Origin of the sequence: Streptomyces lydicamycinicus (assembly GCF_000829715.2) — a bacterium.
In the GTDB taxonomy this organism is placed as follows: domain Bacteria; phylum Actinomycetota; class Actinomycetes; order Streptomycetales; family Streptomycetaceae; genus Streptomyces; species Streptomyces lydicamycinicus.
Genome location: NZ_BBNO01000008.1, coordinates 468,037 through 484,228, shown reverse-complemented (window position 1 = coordinate 484,228; position 16,192 = coordinate 468,037). Strand labels below are relative to the sequence as shown.

Sequence of the window (16,192 nt, the reverse complement as noted above, 5' to 3'; positions counted from 1 at the left end):
GGGTGCCCCCTTGGGCGGGTGGCCGACGGGCGGCCGGGATCGGGGACTGCTCGGTTTGCTGCGCGTTCTGCGGTCGAGGACTGCCGTTCGGATCCGTCGTCAGCGTAACGTGTTCGTGACGGCAGTCAACAGACCGCGATAGAGGACCGCTACCAGGGAGCCGCCTCGTGACCGTATTCGCGCTGGGACCGGACGAGCAGGAATGGTGCGCCGAACTGCGCGTGCTGACCGCCGAACGGCTGAGTCCGCTGGCCGAGAAGGGCGAGGAGGGCCGGGTCAACCGCCCGCTGGTCGCCGCCCTCGGTGAACTGGGCCTGCTGCGCCGTCTGTTCCCCGCCGACGGCGCGTTGCGCGCCCTGGACCTCTGTCTGCTGCGGGAATCCCTCGCCCAGGAGTGCTCGGAGGCGGAGACCGCGCTGGCGCTCCAGGGCCTGGGGGCCTACCCGGTGGTGCAGTCCGGGACCGCCGCCCAGCGGGCCCGCTGGCTGCCGGAGGTGGCCGCCGGCCGGGCGGTCGCGTCCTTCGCGCTGAGCGAGCCGGGTGCGGGGTCGGACGCCGCCGCGCTGTCCCTGGCCGCCGAGCCGGACGGCCCGGACGGCTGGCGGCTCACCGGCGAGAAGTGCTGGATCTCCAACGCCCCCGAGGCCGACTTCGCCACCGTCTTCGCCCGGACGGGCGGCGCGGCGGGGGCGCGCGGGATCACCGCCTTCCTCGTCCCCGCCGACCGCCCCGGCCTGACCGGCGAGCACCTGGACATGCTCAGCCCGCATCCGATCGGCACGCTGGTCTTCGACGGCACGCCGGTGACCAGGGAGGACGTGCTGGGCGAGGTGGACGGCGGATTCGCCGTCGCGATGGCCACGCTGAATCTCTTCCGGCCGAGCGTCGGCGCCTTCGCGGTCGGCATGGCGCAGGCCGCGCTGGAGGCGGCGCTGACGCATGCGGGCGCGCGCACCGCGTTCGGCGGTCCCCTCAAGGACCTCCAGTCCGTCGGCCACCAGCTCGCCGAGATGGCCACCCGGGTCGAGTCCGCCCGCCTCCTGGTCTACGCGGCGGCCTCCGCGTACGACACCGGGGCCCCGGACCTCGCCCGCCGCTCGGCCATGGCCAAGCTGCTGGCGACCGAGACCGCGCAGTACGTCGTCGATGCCGCCGTGCAGATCCACGGCGCCCGCGCGCTGCGCCGCGGTCATCTGCTGGAGCACCTCTACCGCGAGGTCCGGGCGCCGCGCATCTACGAGGGCGCCACGGAGGTGCAGCGCTCGATCATCGCCAAGGAGCTGTACCGGTCGCGGCCCTGAAGTCCGCGACCGCCTCAGCCCGTTGGGCGCCTCAGCTGTTCACCTTCCAGACCTGGCCCAGCTTGCACTTGCCCGAGCCCGGCCCCTGGCCGTCGGGGCCCTTCAGGAAGGTGCCGGAGACCGAGGCGGGCCGGGTCTGGCCGGCGGCCACCCCGCTGACGGAGATCTGCGCCGAGCCGAAGGTGGCGCCGGTCTCGTCGGTGAACTGCACGGTGCCGTTGTAGGACGCCGTGCCCTGCGAGTTGCCGTTGGTCACGCTCAGCTTGGCGCTCAGCGTCCCGGCCGCGCTGTCGACCTGGCAGTCGCTGATCCGGATGTCCGACTCGGGCGGCGTGGTGGAGCCGGCGGTCGGCGAACCGCCCGTGGTGGTGCCGCTGCTGGTGGTGCTCCCGGAGCTGCTGTAACCGCCGTCGCTGCTGCTGTAGCCGCCGCTGGAACCGGAGCTGGAACTGGAGCTGTGGCTGCTGCCGCAGCCCCCGCCGTGCGAATGCCGGGCACCGGTCAGCGCGACGACCACCAGTGCACATGCGGCAACAGCGCGGACATGGCGAAACTGCATAGCTATTTCTCCCCCGTGCAAACGGCCGCCCCCTTGGGCGGCCGCTCTGAGCGCGTACCTATACGCGCGTTCGATTGGTGATGCGCTCGCCGAGCGTTCTTGACGAGCGCGCGTCAGGCTAGCAAGAGCGGGCGCGGACGCCGAATTCCGGCCGACGGGCGAGGGCCGGGGCCGGATGTCAGGCTGACAGCAGAGAGGATCCGCGAAGGGAATCGCCATGATCACTACTGACTTCGTTCCCGGCTCCCCGTGCTGGCTCGACCTCGGTGCCCCGGATGTCGAGGCCGCAACGGCCTTCTACCGGGCCGTGTTCGGCTGGCAGGCCGAACCGCACGGCGGCCAGGGCGCGGGCGGATACACCCTCTTCCGGCTGGCCGGCAAGGCCGTCGGCGCGGTCGGCCCGCTCACCGAGGACGGCGCCCGTTCCGCCTGGACGCTCTACTTCCACACCTCCGACGCGGACGCCTCGGTCAAAGCGGTGGAGCGGGCGGGCGGCTCGGTCCGTGTGGCGCCGGCCGGCGTCGGTACGGACGACGGGCGGTTCGCCCAGCTCACGGACCCGCAGGGAGCGGAGTTCGCCGTCTGGGAACCGGCCAGGTACCCGGGAGTCGAGGCCGCGGACGGACCGGGCACGCTGGTCTGGACCGAGCTCTACACCACCGATCCCGCCGCCGCGCAGACCTTCTACAAGTCCGTCTTCGGCTGGAGCACCCAGGACATGCCGCTCCCCGGCGGCGGTGGCACCTACACCCTGCTCACCCCCGCCGGTTGCAGCGAGGAACGGATGCACGGCGGCCTCATGGGCGTCCCCGCGGACCTGCTCGGCCCCGGCGGAAAGCCGTACTGGCACCCGGTCTTCGGCTGCCAGGACTGCGACGCCACCGTCGGCCTGGCAACCGGCAACGGCGGCACCCTCTCCATGGGCCCCGAAACCGCCGAGGGCGTCGGCCGCCTCGCGGTCTGCACGGACCCCGCGGGCGCGGAGTTCGTGGTACTCACGCCGGAGGGGAGGGTTTGAGGTGGGGGTCGGGCTGTCGCGTGCCTTCGGCGCAGGTGGCCACTACTTTCGGCAGGCCCGTGAAGTCGGTCTCCAGCGGGCCGAGGCGCTTGAGGCTGGACAGCCTGATGGTCTTCTGGACCGCGCACCGTTCGTCCAGGACCCGGGTGGGCAGCACGTAGAAGGTCCACTGGTCGAGGTCGAGGGGATCGAGCGTCTGCTTGTCCTGGTGGGCCAGCAGGCAGAAGACGTACACGTCGGAGCGGCGCAGTACTTCGGCCGAGGCGGTGCCGGTCTGTGCGTCCCAGCCGGAGGCCGGCGCGATGGAGAACGAGATGTCCGACGGCTGGGACTGCGCCCACGACTGCAGATAAGCCGCCGACTTGACCTCGACGCGCCACTTCTCGGGCGTACGGATGTCAACGGTGTCCCATTCGGTGCGAGTACCCGTGGCGGCGCCCAACGCCGTGGCCACGAGGTACTCCGCCAGAACACCCCGCATGGTGTTGTTGGCCAGGTCTGAGCACGCCCAGCTCCAGAAGTCACCCAGCCTGCCCACCGTTTCACCCTGGGCCCGAATCGGCTCACCGCCGCTGCGGCGAGCGATGACCAGCGGACCGAGATCGACACTCATGCTGTCCTCCAGACGACGGTGTGAGGCGATACTCAGCCTGACAGCAGGCACTGACAACGGAGTTGGCCGCCCGCCCCTGGACGTCGTGCCGCAGTGTGTGCGGGCACCTCGCCGGCGGAGTCCCACGGGTGCCGCCACACCCCTTCCCGGCCCAGGCCGTTGCAGGTCAGGAAGGGGGCGGCGGGGCAGCCGGTCAGATGTCCCGGAAGATCTCGATCTGCGCCCCGATCGAGTTGAGGCGTTCCGCCAGGTCCTCGTAACCGCGGTTGATGACATAGACGTTGCGGAGTACGGAGGTGCCCTCGGCGGCCATCATGGCCAGGAGGACGACGACGGCGGGGCGCAGGGCCGGGGGGCACATCATTTCTGCGGAGCGCCAGCGGGTGGGGCCGTCCACCAGGACGCGGTGCGGGTCGAGGAGTTTGACCTGGGCGCCGAGGCGGTTGAGGTCGGTCAGGTAGATGGCGCGGTTGTCGTAGACCCAGTCGTGGATGAGGGTCTGGCCCTGGGCGCTGGCCGCGATGGCCGCGAAGAAGGGGACGTTGTCGATGTTGAGCCCGGGGAAGGGCATCGGGTGGATCTTGTCGATGGGCGCCTGGAGCTTGGAGGGGCGGACCGTCAGGTCGATGAGCCGGGTGCGGCCGTTGTCGGCGGCGTACTCCGGGCTGCGTTCGTGGTCCAGTCCCATCTCTTCCAGGACGGCCAGTTCGATCTCCAGGAACTCGACCGGGACCCGGCGGATGGTCAGCTCGGACTCGGTGACAACTGCCGCCGCCAGCAGGCTCATTGCCTCGACCGGGTCCTCGGACGGGGCGAAGTCCACATCGCGTTCGATGTGCGCGGCCCCGTGGACGGTGAGGGTGGTGGTGCCGATGCCGTCGACCCGGACGCCCAGCTCCTCCAGGAAGAAACACAGGTCCTGGACCATGTAGTTGGAGGAGGCATTGCGGATGACCGTGACGCCGTCGTGGCGGGCGGCGGCCAGCAGCGCGTTCTCGGTGACGGTGTCGCCGCGTTCGGTCAGCACGATCGCGCGCTTGGGGGCGACGGTGCGGTCCACCTCGGCGATGTAGGTGCCGTCGGTCGCGGTGATTTCCAGGCCGAAGTGGCGCAGCGCGGTCATGTGCGGGGTCACGGTCCGGGTGCCGAGATCGCAACCGCCCGCGTACGGCAGCTTGAAGTGGTCCATCCGGTGCAGCAGCGGGCCGAGGAACATGATGACGCTGCGGGTGCGGCGGGCGGCCTCGGTGTCCATCGAGTCGAGGTCGAGTTCCGCGGGCGGGATGACCTCCAGATCGTTGCCGTCGTTGATCCACCGGGTCCGTACGCCGATGCTGCCCAGTACTTCGAGGATGCGATAGACCTCTTCAATACGGGCCACCCGGCGCAGAGTTGTGCGGCCCGCGTTGAGCAGCGTGGCGCAGAGCAGCGCCACACAGGCGTTCTTGCTCGTCTTCACATCGATGCTGCCGGAGAGTCGGCGTCCGCCGACCACCCGCAGATGCATCGGCCCGGCGTAGCCGAGCGAGACGATTTCACTGTCGAGAGCCTCGCCGATACGGGCGATCATCTCAAGGCTGATGTTCTGATTCCCGCGTTCGATGCGGTTGACGGCACTCTGGCTGGTGCCCAGAGCCTCCGCAAGCTGCGTCTGTGTCCAGCCACGGTGCTGTCGGGCGTCACGGATGAGCCTGCCGATGCGTACGAGGTAGTCGTCTGCCATGGGGGGACCGTATCTCAGATATGAGATGGATGCTTCATTGTGGCGTGTCGCATAGTTCTACTACTATGCGAACAATTGACGGTGAGTCCGAGTCACGGAGTCGCAAGGGGAGTCATGAAGAGTGTGCTGCGTTCTGTCCCGTCTCCGACCAGGCGGCCGCGGACCGTGATTGCCGCCGGTCCCTTCGTTGCCGTGATCGTGGCGTTCGCCGGCATCTATACGGCGGTGTCCGGCCGGCTGCCCGATCCGCTCGCCACCCATTTCCGGTTCGGCGGCCAGGCCGACGGCTTCAGCTCCGTCCAGGGCTTTCTGACCGGATGCCTCGCCCTGTTCCTCCTTCTCGGCGCCGTGGTCGGCTTCCTCGTCCAGGTGCGGCCGGCTGCCCCCGAGGTGCCGTGGGTGATTGCCGGCGGCTACGCCACCGTTGCCTTAACCGGTTACACCGACTGCGTGACGCTGCTCAGCAACGTCGACGCGGCCGATGCATCTGCCGTCCGGGTGCCGCCGTGGGAGCTGTTCCTCGGCCTCGCGGTGGCGCTGTGCGCCGGGGCGCTGGGGCGGCTGCTCGCCGGCGCGGCGCCCGTGGCGCCCGGGCAGCCGCGCGGTGCGGTGTCCCGGCTCGGCCTTCCCGCCACCGCGACGGCCGGCTGGTCGCGCACCATCGCCTCGCCGCCGCTGGCCGTACTGGGCGGTCTGCTGCTCGCCGGCGGGCTCCTCATCGGCCTCTTCGCCGACTGGATCGCGAGCGCGGGCCTGCTGTTCGGCGCTGCCGTGTCCCTGCCGCTGGCCTCGGTACGGGTGACCGTGGACCGGCGCGGGCTGACCCTCGCGCCGGCGCTGCTGTCCTCGCGTTGCCGTTTCCGGCGCATACCCCTGGACCGCATCGAGGAGGCCGGCAGCCGACACGTCGCCTGCTTCGCCGAGTTCGGCGGCTGGGGCTACCGCATCCGGGCCAACCGCAGCGGCTTCGTGCTGCGCTCGGGGGAGGGCATTGTGGTACGGCTGGCCAACGGCAGGGAGTTCGTGGTGACGGTCGACGATGCCGCGACCGCCGCCGCACTGCTCAATACGTACACCGACCGCGCCCATTCGCGGCAAGGAGGCTGAGGTGCTCTTCCAGGTCGACCCCGGGTCGTCCGTCCCGCTCGGCGACCAGATCGCGGCCTCGGTCCGCGGTGCCATCGCCGACGGGACGGTACCCACCGGGGAGCGGCTGCCGGCTGCCCGCGAACTCGCCGCGTCCCTCGGCGTGAACGTCCACACCGTGCTGCGCGGCTATCAACGCCTCAAGGAGGAGGGGCTGATCGAACTCCGCCGCGGGCGCGGTGCGGTGGTCATCGGCGCCGCCGCGCCCGCCCGCGCCCGCCTCGGGGAAACCGCCGAGCGGCTGATCGCGGAGGCCCGCCGGCTGGGGCTCTCCGACGAGGAGATCGTGACGGTGGTGCGGACGGGGCTCGCGGGGCGGTGAGGGGGTGGGGCCGGTGTAACGGCTGAGGGCTGCTGCGCCAAGTCCTCGGCGAGGGGCCGTTGTCGCGTCTGCGGCCGCGTCGTGGCCGGTCGCGCAGTTCCCCGCGCCCCCTTCGGGCGCCCGCGACCTCAGTGAGGCTGCCCGCTCGCCTCGTGCTCGCTCCGATCCTCATCCGTCGGCGAAGGCTCCGGTGCGCGGATGCCGCGTACCTGGGGGGAGAGCAGGGCCGCGGCCGAGGCGAGGACGATCAGTGCGGCGCAGCCGGCCAGGGCCGGGCCGACGCCGATCCGTGCCGCGACCGGTCCGGCGATCAGCAGGCCGAGCGGTGCGAAGGCCAGGGAGCCGAACCAGTCGTACGAGCTGACGCGGGACAGCGCCGCCTCCGGGACTTCCCGCTGGATGGTGGTCGCCCACAGCACACCGAAGATGTCGGCGGCGATACCCGAGGCGAACATGGCGAGCGCGATCCACGGCACCGGCGCCCGCAGCGCGAGCAGGGCGATCGGGAGGGCCAGCGGGAAGGTGGCCAATACGGCGGTCAGCACCGGCCGGCGCACCCGGAGGCGGGCGGCCAGCCCGGCGCCGGTGATGGTGCCCAGTGCCTGCGCGGCGACGATCAGCGACCAGGACCGTGCCCCGCCCAGCCCGTTCTCGGCCATCAGCGGCCCCAGCACTCCGGCATGGGCGTTGAGCGCGGCGACCACGACCGAGTACTGCGCGACGACCACCCACAGCCACTGCCGCCCGGCGAACTCCCGCCACCCGTCCCGCAGATCGGCCCACCCCGATGACCCCGTACGAGCCCGTGCCGGCAGCCGGAGGCCTCGGATCAGCAGCGCGCTCACCACGAACGACGCGGCATTGAGCGCCAGGGCCCAGCCGGCGCCGACGACGGCGACGGCCACACCGGACAGCGCGAGCCCCAGCAGCATCGAGCTGTTCATACCGACCCGCAGCAGCCCGTTCGCCCGCTGTAGCCGCGTGGCGGGGACGAGTAGCGGAATGACGCCGTCCATCGCGGGGGAGAACAGCGCGGTGGCCGTACCCGCCAGCGCCGCCAGGGCGCAGAGCGCCAACGGGGGAGCGTGCCCGGTCAGCACCATGGTGGCGAGTCCGGCGTACGCGGCGGCGCCGACGAGATCGGTGACGATCATCAGCCGGGAGCGCGACATCCGGTCCGCGATCACCCCGCCGGCCAGGATGAACACCAGCTGTGGCAACGCCTGACAGGCCAGCACCAGCGAGAGTTGACCGGGTCCCGCCCCCGGTAGTGCCAGCACCGCGAAGGAGAGCGCCACCCGGGCGAAGCCGTTCCCGAGGACCGAGATGGTGCGGGCGGCGGCCAGCAGCATGAACCGCCGGTCCCGCCAGAGGGGTGGGCCGGCAGGCGGCGGATCGGCAGGTGGCGGGTCGGTGGCGGCGGGCGGGGACGAGCACGGGAGCGCGGGTTCCGGAGTGGCCGTCACGGCGTCAGCGTAGGAGCCGGAGGTCCGTCCGCGTGCGGCAATCCCGCGCAGCGGCCGAGAACGTGCGGTGGGTGGGGCGCCCTCTGTCGCCGCCTCCCCATGGGGGCCAGACTGCTGTGATGACGTCCAGAGCTGCGCCCGCTCCGCCTCCCGAGTCCGGTCCGCCCGGGGCGGTGGCCGAAACCAGCGGTGAACGGGCCGCCGGCGAACGCACCACCCCTGACCGCGTTACCGTCACGCCCGACCGCGGCACCCCCGCCCCGCCCTCCACGGACCGGGCAACGGCCGACCTCCTGGACCGCTTTCTGGCCGGCCTCCGTCCGCGGCTCCCGCTTCTCCGGGCGCTCTGGGCCCACGGCTCCCTCGCCGGTGGCGACTACCAGCAGGGCCGCAGTGACCTCGATCTGATCGCGATCGTCGACCGTCCGTGTACGCCGGCCGAGGAACGGCAACTGGCCGAGCTCCACGAGACCCTGGACCGGACCGACCCCCTCGCCGCGAAGCTGCACTGCAGCTACCTGGCCGCCGACGAGACGGCCGACCCCGACCGTCTCCACCTGACCTGGGCCCACCGGGAACTCAAGCGCCGCACGGTCACCCCGGTCACCCGCCGCGAACTCCATACGTTCGGACGCGTCCTTCACGGTGACACCCCCGCCGCCCTCCTCCCGCCGGTGACCGACGCACAGCTCGCCGCCTACATCCGCACCGATCTGCGGGACTACTGGCGGCCCACCCTGGAGAACCCGGAACTGTGGCTCCAGGACATCTGGGTCGACCTCGGCCTGCTGGTCCTGGCCCGCGCCACGGTGACCCTCCGCGACGGCACGCTCATCAGCAAGGGCGAGGCGCTGGACGTCCTCGGTGAACTCGGTGCCCCGGACGAGGTCATCGCTGACATCAGGAACCGCCGCTACGGGCCCGCGGCACCGCCCCCGCCGCCCGGCTCCGCTTACCCGTCCGACTGGCTCACCCGCCGCGCCGACCTGACCCGGGCGTTCCTCGGCCCGGCCCTTGACCGCACGCTGGCGACGTACGGCCTCAACTCCCCGGCCTCAGGGGGCTGATCGGCGCTGGAGGCCCGTTCCTCCAACCCAACGGGGCACGCGTACGCGTTCGCCGCGCCAATATCCCGCGCAAGGCGGTCCGTTGCGCAACCTCTGCGTGAACTCGCCCTCGTACGGAGGAAGTACGGCAGCCGAGTACGCCCCCAACCCACCCCACCACCCCCCTGAACCCGGACCATCCCCCTGCCCTAAATTTGCGCTGTGACCCCCACACCCTCCCGCACCGGAACCCCGGCCCGCCGCCGCACGCTCTCGCGCCCCCGTGCCCTCGCGCTCGCCGCCGCGCCGGTCGTCGCGCTGCTGGCCGTCGCGGGGTTCGCGCCGCTGCCGTACTCCGTGGCGCGGCCGGGCCAGACCACGGATGTGCTGGGTACCCACGGTGGCGGGGAGGTCATCTCGACGAGCGGTGCCACCGTGCGCAAGACCTCCGGGCAGTTGCGCATGGTGGCGATCCAGGCGACCGCGCCCACGGCCGAGATCCGCGTGGGGGAGGTGATCGAGGGGTGGTTCCGTACGGACCGGGCGGTGCTGCCGCTGGCTGCGGTCTTTCCCTCCGGCGGGTCCGAGGAGGAGGTCGCGCAGCACAACGTCGCGGACATGAAGTCCTCGCAGCGGGCCGCGACCACGGCCGCGCTCCGTTTTCTGCACCGGGACCCGGAGCGGGTGAAGGTGCGGCTGCGGCTCGACGATGTGGGCGGGCCCAGCGCCGGGCTGATGTTCTCGCTCGGCATCGTCGACAAGCTGGCCGGCGACGGCAGCGGCGGTGAGCTCACCGGTGGCCGCACCATCGCCGGTACGGGCACGATCGATGCCGACGGAACGGTGGGCGCGGTCGGTGGAGCGCCGCTCAAGACGCAGGCGGCCCGCCGCGACGGGGCGAGCGTCTTCCTCGTGCCGAAGGCGGAGTGCGCACAGGTGCAGCCCGCTCCGAAGGGGCTGCGGCTGGTGCCCGTCAGCACCCTCAAGGGCGCGGTGCAGGCCCTGCGCGCGCTGGCGAAGGGCGGTCCGGTCCCCGGCTGCTGACCCGGTCGCGCCCTCCGCCCCGGCCCGTTCCGTCAGTCGTCGAGGATCGACAGGTCCAGCCGGCTCAGCCGTGCGAGGTCGGCGAGGATATTGATCTCGACGATCTTCCCGTGGGCGAGGGTGAAGCCCATGACGGCCAGCGGCTGCCCGCCTTGCGCCGTGACGAGGCCCGGGGCGCCGTTGACCAGCGCCGGGCGCGCGAACGGGGCGAACCGGGAGAAGGTGAGCGCCTGCTCGACGACCGCGCGCGCTCCGCGGACCAGCTTCGACAGTCCGTCGGGCGCACCGCCGGCGTCGGCGCGCAGTACCACATCCGGGTCGAGGACCGCGAGCAGCCCGTCGAAGTCACCGCCGCGCGAGGCGGCGAGGAAGGCATCGACCACCTCCCGCTGGCGTGCGAGATCGGTGTCGGGCGCCGGGGTGGCGCCCTGGACCCGGCGGCGGGCGCGGCTGGCGAGCTGCCGCGCGGCGGCGGGGGTGCGGTCGACGAGCGGGGCGACCTCGTCGAAGGGCACCGCGAACATGTCGTGCAGCACGAACGCCAGCCGCTCGGCGGGGCTGAGGGTTTCCAGGACGACGAGCAGCGCCAGTCCGACCGAGTCGGCCAGCAGCGCCTCCTGCTCCGGGTCGACGGTGTCCGGACGGCTCACGACGGGCTCGGGGACATGCACCTCCAGGGAGTCCTCCCGCCGCGCCTTGCGCATCCGCAGCTGGTCCAGGCACACCCGCCCGACGACCGTGGTCAGCCAGCCGCCGAGGTTCTGCACGTCGTCCCCGCCGGTCCGGCTCAGCCGCAGCCAGGCCTCCTGGACGGCGTCGTCCGCCTCGCTCAGTGAGCCGAGCATGCGGTAGGCCACGGCCCGCAGCCGGCTGCGCTCCTCCTCGAAGCGTTCGGCCAGCCACTCGTGGTCGTTCATGGGTCTCATTCCTCCCCGTCGAGCTCCGTCACCGTACTGACGGAGGTCACCGGCCGAATGTGACACGAGGAGGCCCGCGGAGGTGTGCGGCTCCGCCCCGGGCGCGGCCTCGGCGCGCCGCGTGTCGTGTCGGCCGGCTGTCGGCAGCGGACAGCGGGGTGTCGGTGGGGTGTCGGTGGCCATGGGGACCCTGGGGCAGGGATGGACGGCACCGGTGAGGAAGGTGCGGTTCCTGTCACCGCCACCAGATCGGTCCGAGAGTGAGGAACCCGCGATGCCCTTCGCAGACAAGGCCCAGGGGTGGGACGTGCACACGCTCCCGTCCGCCGAGGGCAAGAGCTTCCTGGTCACCGGCGGCAACGCGGGCATCGGGTACTTCGTCGCCGAGCAGCTCGCCGGCACCGGGGCCACGGTCGTGCTCGGCAGCCGCGATCCGGCGAAGGCCGAAGCCGCGACCGCGTCGATCCGTGCCCGTGTGCCCGGTGCCGAGGTGCGGCACCTGCGGCTGGACCTGGCCGACCCGGCCTTGCTCAAGGCGTCGGTGGCCGCGCTCCGCCTGGACCGTCTCGACGCGGTCGTTCACAACGCCGGTGTGGCGCTCGACCATCCGCCGCGCCGGGAAACCAGGGACGGTCACGAGCTGATGTTCGCGACCAACCACCTGGGGCACTTCGCCCTGACCGGGTGGCTGGCGCCCCTGCTCGCGGCCACACCGGAGAGCCGGATCGTCATCACCGGCAGCTTCGCGGCCAAGTCCGAACGCCTGGATCTCGACGACCTCCAGAGCGCCCACGACTACCGGCCCAAGCGCACCTATGGGCGCTCGAAGCTGGCACAGATGCTCTTCGGCGTCGAACTCGACCGCCGGCTGCGCGCCGCGGGCCGCACGACGCTGAGCGTGGTCGTCCATCCCGGCGGCGCGCTCGACTCGCTCACCCCTTCCCGCCCGCCGGTCCGGGTCCGGACGACGGCCGAGCGGCTGCGCGGGCTGCCGCTCGGCCTGGTCGTCCAGGGCAAGGAATCCGGCGCGTGGCCCGCCGTGCGGGCCGTGCTCGACCCGGACGTGCGCGGCGGGCAGCTGTGGGGCCCCCGGATGTTCGGACTGCGCGGCAGGCCCGTGACCGAACCTCTCTGGGACCACCTGGCCGATGCCGGTACCGCGGCGCGTCTGTGGACCGCCAGCCGTGCCCTGACCGGCGTCGATCCGGTCCTCGGGCCCCTGTGAAGCAGCGAAGCCTGCCTTGGGGGACCCGCGGGCCCAGCCGACCGTCGCCCCTTTGACCGAGCCGGCCGGGCCGGTCATCGCCGTTACCCGAACTGCCCGGGCTGGTAGTCGCCGGCCGGCTGCTGGATCATGACGTTCGCCCGGTTGAAGGCGTTGATGAGGGCGATCGCGCACACCAGGGCGGCGAGCTGCTCCTCGTCGTAGTGCTTGGCGGCGTTCTCCCAGGCCTCGTCCGTGACCCCGCCGGCCGCGTCCGCGAGGCGGGTGCCCTGCTCGGCCAGCTCCAGGGCGGCCCGCTCGGCCTCGGTGAAGACCGTGGCCTCCCGCCAGGCCGCGACCAGGTTGAGCCGCACCGAGGTCTCACCGGCGGCCGCGGCGTCCTTGGTGTGCATATCGGTGCAGAAACCGCAGCCGTTGATCTGGCTGGCGCGGAGCCGCACCAGCTCCTGCGTCGCGAGCGGCAGCGTCGAGTCCTCAAGGACCTTGCCTGCCGCGACGATGTGCTTGAAGACCTTGCCGATGGTCGGGCTGCTGAAGGCGTCCAAACGGGCATTCATGATGCTCTCCTTTTGCCGGTCGGTGCTTGCACACATACGACGGACCGGCCCGGCAGGATGTGACATGGGGGCCTGACCTGCGGCTTTCCGCTCGCGCCGCGGCACGGAGCGCGACGACGGCGGTCCCGTCCACTGCCGGTGGGCATCCCCTGGCCCAGCCATTTCCGGTCACTCCACCCGCGGTGGCACGAACCCGGTGGTCACCGGCCATCAGTGACCACGATCGCACGCTGAGGGCACAGCGCACCCCGGTCGGGGCATGACCAGGACGCGGCGATGTATTAGAGTTATCTCGACATCGAGATATCTGCCGAGAGGCGTACCGCTGCCGCGCCAGTAAGGCATACCTAACTTAGGCTCACCTTATCGGATGGGGCAAGGACGGTGACGGCAGCATTGCGGTGGTACGCGCGAATTCATGCATGAAGGAGACTGTCGTGTCGGCGAACAGCTTCGACGCCCGCAGCACGCTGCGCGTGGGCGACGAGTCGTACGAGATCTTCCGGCTGGACAAGGTCGAAGGCGCCGCGCGTCTTCCCTACAGCCTGAAGGTGCTGCTGGAGAACCTGCTCCGCACCGAGGACGGCGCGAACATCACCGCCGACCACATCCGGGCGCTCGGCGGCTGGGACTCCCAGGCTCAGCCCAGCCAGGAGATCCAGTTCACGCCGGCCCGCGTGATCATGCAGGACTTCACCGGCGTGCCCTGTGTGGTCGACCTCGCCACGATGCGTGAGGCCGTCAAGGAGCTCGGCGGTGACCCGGCGAAGATCAACCCGCTGGCGCCGGCCGAGCTGGTCATCGACCACTCCGTCATCGCCGACAAGTTCGGCACGAAGGACGCCTTCGGCCAGAACGTGGAGCTGGAGTACGGCCGCAACAAGGAGCGCTACCAGTTCCTGCGCTGGGGCCAGACCGCCTTCGACGAGTTCAAGGTCGTCCCGCCGGGCACCGGCATCGTCCACCAGGTGAACATCGAGCACCTGGCCCGTACGGTCATGGTCCGCAACGGCCAGGCCTACCCCGACACCCTCGTCGGCACCGACTCGCACACCACCATGGTCAACGGCCTCGGTGTGCTGGGCTGGGGCGTCGGCGGCATCGAGGCCGAGGCCGCGATGCTCGGCCAGCCGGTCTCCATGCTCATCCCGCGCGTCGTCGGCTTCAAGCTGACCGGCGAGCTGAAGCCCGGCACCACCGCCACCGACCTGGTGCTGACCATCACCGAGATGCTGCGCAAGCACGGCGTCGTCGGCAAGTTCGTCGAGTTCTACGGTGAGGGTGTCGCCGCCACCTCGCTGGCCAACCGCGCCACCATCGGCAACATGTCGCCGGAGTTCGGCTCCACCGCCGCGATCTTCCCGATCGACGACGAGACCCTCAAGTACCTGAAGCTGACCGGCCGCGACGCCCAGCAGCTCGCGCTCGTCGAGGCGTACGCCAAGGAGCAGGGACTCTGGCTCGACCCGGCCGCCGAGCCCGACTTCTCCGAGAAGCTGGAGCTGGACCTGTCGACGGTCGTCCCGTCGATCGCCGGTCCGAAGCGTCCGCAGGACCGCATCGTCCTCGCCGAGGCCGCCACGCAGTTCGAGCGCGATGTCCTCAACTACGTCTCCGACGCCGACGAGGCCGGCGAGGAGTCCTTCCCGGCCTCCGACTCCCCGGCTGCCGCCAACGGTGTGCCGACCCGCCCGACCACGGTCACCGCCCCCGACGGCTCGACCTACGAGATCGACCACGGTGCGGTGACGGTCGCGGCCATCACCTCCTGCACCAACACCTCGAACCCGTACGTCATGGTCGCCGCCGCGCTCGTCGCGAAGAAGGCCGTGGAGAAGGGCCTGACCCGCAAGCCGTGGGTCAAGACCACCCTGGCGCCGGGCTCGAAGGTCGTCACCGACTACTTCGACAAGGCCGGGCTCACCCCGTACCTCGACAAGGTCGGCTTCAACCTCGTCGGCTACGGCTGCACCACCTGCATCGGCAACTCCGGCCCGCTGCCGGAGGAGGTCTCCAAGGCCGTCAACGAGCACGACCTGGCCGTGACCTCGGTGCTCTCCGGCAACCGCAACTTCGAGGGCCGGATCAACCCCGACGTCAAGATGAACTACCTGGCATCCCCGCCGCTGGTCGTCGCGTACGCCCTCGCCGGTTCGATGAAGGTGGACATCACCAAGGACGCGCTCGGCACCGACACCGAGGGCAACCCGGTCCACCTCAAGGACATCTGGCCGACCGAGGCCGAGGTCAACGATGTGGTGGCCAACGCCATCGGCGAGGATATGTTCAACAAGTCCTACCAGGACGTCTTCGCGGGTGACGCCCAGTGGCAGGCGCTGTCGATCCCGACCGGCAACACCTTCGAGTGGGACCCGCAGTCCACCTACGTGCGCAAGCCCCCGTATTTCGAGGGCATGACGATGGAGACCACCCCGGTCTCCGACATCTCCGGCGCCCGGGTGCTGGCGAAGCTGGGCGACTCGGTCACCACCGACCACATCTCCCCGGCCGGTGCGATCAAGGCCGACACCCCGGCCGGCCAGTACCTCACCGAGCACGGCGTCGAGCGTCGTGACTTCAACTCCTACGGCTCGCGCCGTGGTAACCACGAGGTCATGATCCGCGGCACGTTCGCCAACATCCGCCTGCGCAACCAGATCGCGCCGGGCACCGAGGGCGGCTACACCCGCGACTTCACGCAGGACGGCGGCCCGGTGTCGTTCATCTACGACGCCTCGCAGAACTACCAGGCCGCCGGCACCCCGCTGGTCATCCTGGCCGGCAAGGAGTACGGCTCCGGCTCGTCCCGCGACTGGGCGGCCAAGGGCACCGCGCTGCTCGGCGTCAAGGCCGTCGTCGCCGAGTCCTACGAGCGCATCCACCGCTCGAACCTCATCGGCATGGGCGTCCTGCCGCTCCAGTTCCCCGAGGGCCAGACCGCCGAGTCCCTCGGCCTGACCGGCGAGGAGACCTTCGCGGTCACCGGCGTGACCGAGCTGAACGACGGCACCACGCCGCGCACCGTCAAGGTCACCACGGACAGCGGTGTCGAGTTCGACGCGGTCGTCCGCATCGACACCCCCGGCGAGGCGGACTACTACCGCAACGGCGGCATCATGCAGTACGTGCTGCGCTCGCTCATCCGGAAGTAAACGCAGCCGCAAGTAAGCCTTCCGCGGCAGCAGGACGGGCCGCACTCCCTCGGTCGAGGGGGTGCGGCCCGTCCGCTTGTCCGTGCCCGGTCTCAGCGGATCA

The 16,192-nt window shown here is 71.3% G+C and carries 14 protein-coding genes; 8 read left to right on the top strand and 6 right to left on the bottom strand.

Translation table 11 applies throughout. The annotated features are described in order from the left end of the window. Positions 1-167: 167 nt before the first annotated feature. Entirely contained in the window at positions 168-1,301 is a 1,134-nt protein-coding gene (locus TU31_RS28385; protein WP_042159635.1) for an acyl-CoA dehydrogenase family protein, read from the top strand. Positions 1,302-1,332: 31 nt separating this feature from the next. On the opposite strand, the gene TU31_RS28380 is transcribed toward TU31_RS28385, so the two are convergent. Then, positions 1,333-1,860, bottom strand: coding sequence for a hypothetical protein (locus TU31_RS28380; RefSeq protein ID WP_042159633.1), 528 nt, complete (start codon positions 1,858-1,860; stop codon positions 1,333-1,335). Between the two features lie 217 nt (positions 1,861-2,077). Here TU31_RS28380 and TU31_RS28375 point away from each other — a divergent pair, with 217 nt between their 5' ends. Next, positions 2,078-2,878, top strand: coding sequence for a VOC family protein (locus TU31_RS28375; protein ID WP_042159631.1), 801 nt, complete (start codon positions 2,078-2,080; stop codon positions 2,876-2,878). On the opposite strand, the gene TU31_RS28370 is transcribed toward TU31_RS28375, so the two are convergent. Both TU31_RS28370 and TU31_RS28365 read right to left on the bottom strand, forming a co-directional pair. After that, complete coding sequence (locus TU31_RS28370) at positions 2,856-3,491, bottom strand: hypothetical protein (RefSeq protein WP_042159629.1); 636 nt, start codon at positions 3,489-3,491, stop codon at positions 2,856-2,858. The genes TU31_RS28375 and TU31_RS28370 overlap by 23 nt on opposite strands. Before the next feature lie 193 nt (positions 3,492-3,684). Continuing rightward, complete coding sequence (locus TU31_RS28365) at positions 3,685-5,214, bottom strand: helix-turn-helix domain-containing protein (protein WP_042159627.1); 1,530 nt, start codon at positions 5,212-5,214, stop codon at positions 3,685-3,687. A 165-nt stretch (positions 5,215-5,379) separates the two neighbouring features. Between TU31_RS28365 and TU31_RS28360 the strand changes: the two genes are divergently transcribed. Both TU31_RS28360 and TU31_RS28355 read left to right on the top strand, forming a co-directional pair. After that, entirely contained in the window at positions 5,380-6,321 is a 942-nt protein-coding gene (locus tag TU31_RS28360; RefSeq protein ID WP_158894759.1) for a DUF1648 domain-containing protein, read from the top strand. A gap of 1 nt (position 6,322) precedes the next feature. Further along, positions 6,323-6,682, top strand: a complete 360-nt coding sequence (locus TU31_RS28355; RefSeq protein ID WP_042159622.1) for a GntR family transcriptional regulator — start codon at positions 6,323-6,325, stop codon at positions 6,680-6,682. Between the two features lie 128 nt (positions 6,683-6,810). Here TU31_RS28355 and TU31_RS28350 read toward each other — a convergent pair whose 3' ends face one another. Beyond that, entirely contained in the window at positions 6,811-8,148 is a 1,338-nt protein-coding gene (locus TU31_RS28350; protein WP_245698818.1) for an MFS transporter, read from the bottom strand. Positions 8,149-8,267: 119 nt separating this feature from the next. On the opposite strand from TU31_RS28350, the gene TU31_RS28345 reads away from it, so the two are divergent. Beyond that, the gene (locus tag TU31_RS28345) at positions 8,268-9,215 is read left to right on the top strand and encodes a nucleotidyltransferase domain-containing protein (RefSeq protein WP_107070769.1); all 948 of its coding nucleotides are present in this window, start codon (positions 8,268-8,270) and stop codon (positions 9,213-9,215) included. Between the two features lie 201 nt (positions 9,216-9,416). Further along, positions 9,417-10,238, top strand: coding sequence for a S16 family serine protease (locus TU31_RS28340; protein WP_042159617.1), 822 nt, complete (start codon positions 9,417-9,419; stop codon positions 10,236-10,238). Between the two features lie 32 nt (positions 10,239-10,270). Here the strand turns inward: TU31_RS28340 and sigJ are convergent, their stop codons facing one another. After that, positions 10,271-11,155: an RNA polymerase sigma factor SigJ gene (gene sigJ, locus TU31_RS28335; protein WP_042159615.1), complete on the bottom strand. Its 885-nt coding sequence runs from the start codon at positions 11,153-11,155 to the stop codon at positions 10,271-10,273. Between the two features lie 274 nt (positions 11,156-11,429). On the opposite strand from sigJ, the gene TU31_RS28330 reads away from it, so the two are divergent. After that, positions 11,430-12,380 carry an SDR family NAD(P)-dependent oxidoreductase gene (locus tag TU31_RS28330; RefSeq protein WP_078886029.1) on the top strand — a complete coding sequence of 317 codons (951 nt, stop codon included), beginning with the start codon at positions 11,430-11,432 and terminating at the stop codon, positions 12,378-12,380. An 83-nt stretch (positions 12,381-12,463) separates the two neighbouring features. On the opposite strand, the gene TU31_RS28325 is transcribed toward TU31_RS28330, so the two are convergent. Further along, a complete protein-coding gene (locus tag TU31_RS28325; protein WP_042159612.1) occupies positions 12,464-12,937 on the bottom strand; it encodes a carboxymuconolactone decarboxylase family protein in 474 nt (157 codons plus the stop codon). A gap of 437 nt (positions 12,938-13,374) precedes the next feature. On the opposite strand from TU31_RS28325, the gene acnA reads away from it, so the two are divergent. Beyond that, positions 13,375-16,089, top strand: coding sequence for an aconitate hydratase AcnA (gene acnA, locus TU31_RS28320; RefSeq protein WP_042159610.1), 2,715 nt, complete (start codon positions 13,375-13,377; stop codon positions 16,087-16,089). Positions 16,090-16,192: the final 103 nt, after the last annotated feature.

What these genes read in the sequence shown, in the direction of transcription:
- TU31_RS28325 (WP_042159612.1), bottom strand. Translation starts at nt 12,937, where the DNA reads ATGAATGCCCGTTTGGACGCCTTCAGCAGCCCGACCATCGGCAAGGTC.
- TU31_RS28380 (WP_042159633.1), bottom strand. Translation starts at nt 1,860, where the DNA reads ATGCAGTTTCGCCATGTCCGCGCTGTTGCCGCATGTGCACTGGTGGTC.
- TU31_RS28370 (WP_042159629.1), bottom strand. Translation starts at nt 3,491, where the DNA reads ATGAGTGTCGATCTCGGTCCGCTGGTCATCGCTCGCCGCAGCGGCGGT.
- TU31_RS28365 (WP_042159627.1), bottom strand. Translation starts at nt 5,214, where the DNA reads ATGGCAGACGACTACCTCGTACGCATCGGCAGGCTCATCCGTGACGCC.
- TU31_RS28375 (WP_042159631.1), top strand. Translation starts at nt 2,078, where the DNA reads ATGATCACTACTGACTTCGTTCCCGGCTCCCCGTGCTGGCTCGACCTC.
- TU31_RS28345 (WP_107070769.1), top strand. Translation starts at nt 8,268, where the DNA reads ATGACGTCCAGAGCTGCGCCCGCTCCGCCTCCCGAGTCCGGTCCGCCC.
- TU31_RS28330 (WP_078886029.1), top strand. Translation starts at nt 11,430, where the DNA reads ATGCCCTTCGCAGACAAGGCCCAGGGGTGGGACGTGCACACGCTCCCG.
- sigJ (WP_042159615.1), bottom strand. Translation starts at nt 11,155, where the DNA reads ATGAACGACCACGAGTGGCTGGCCGAACGCTTCGAGGAGGAGCGCAGC.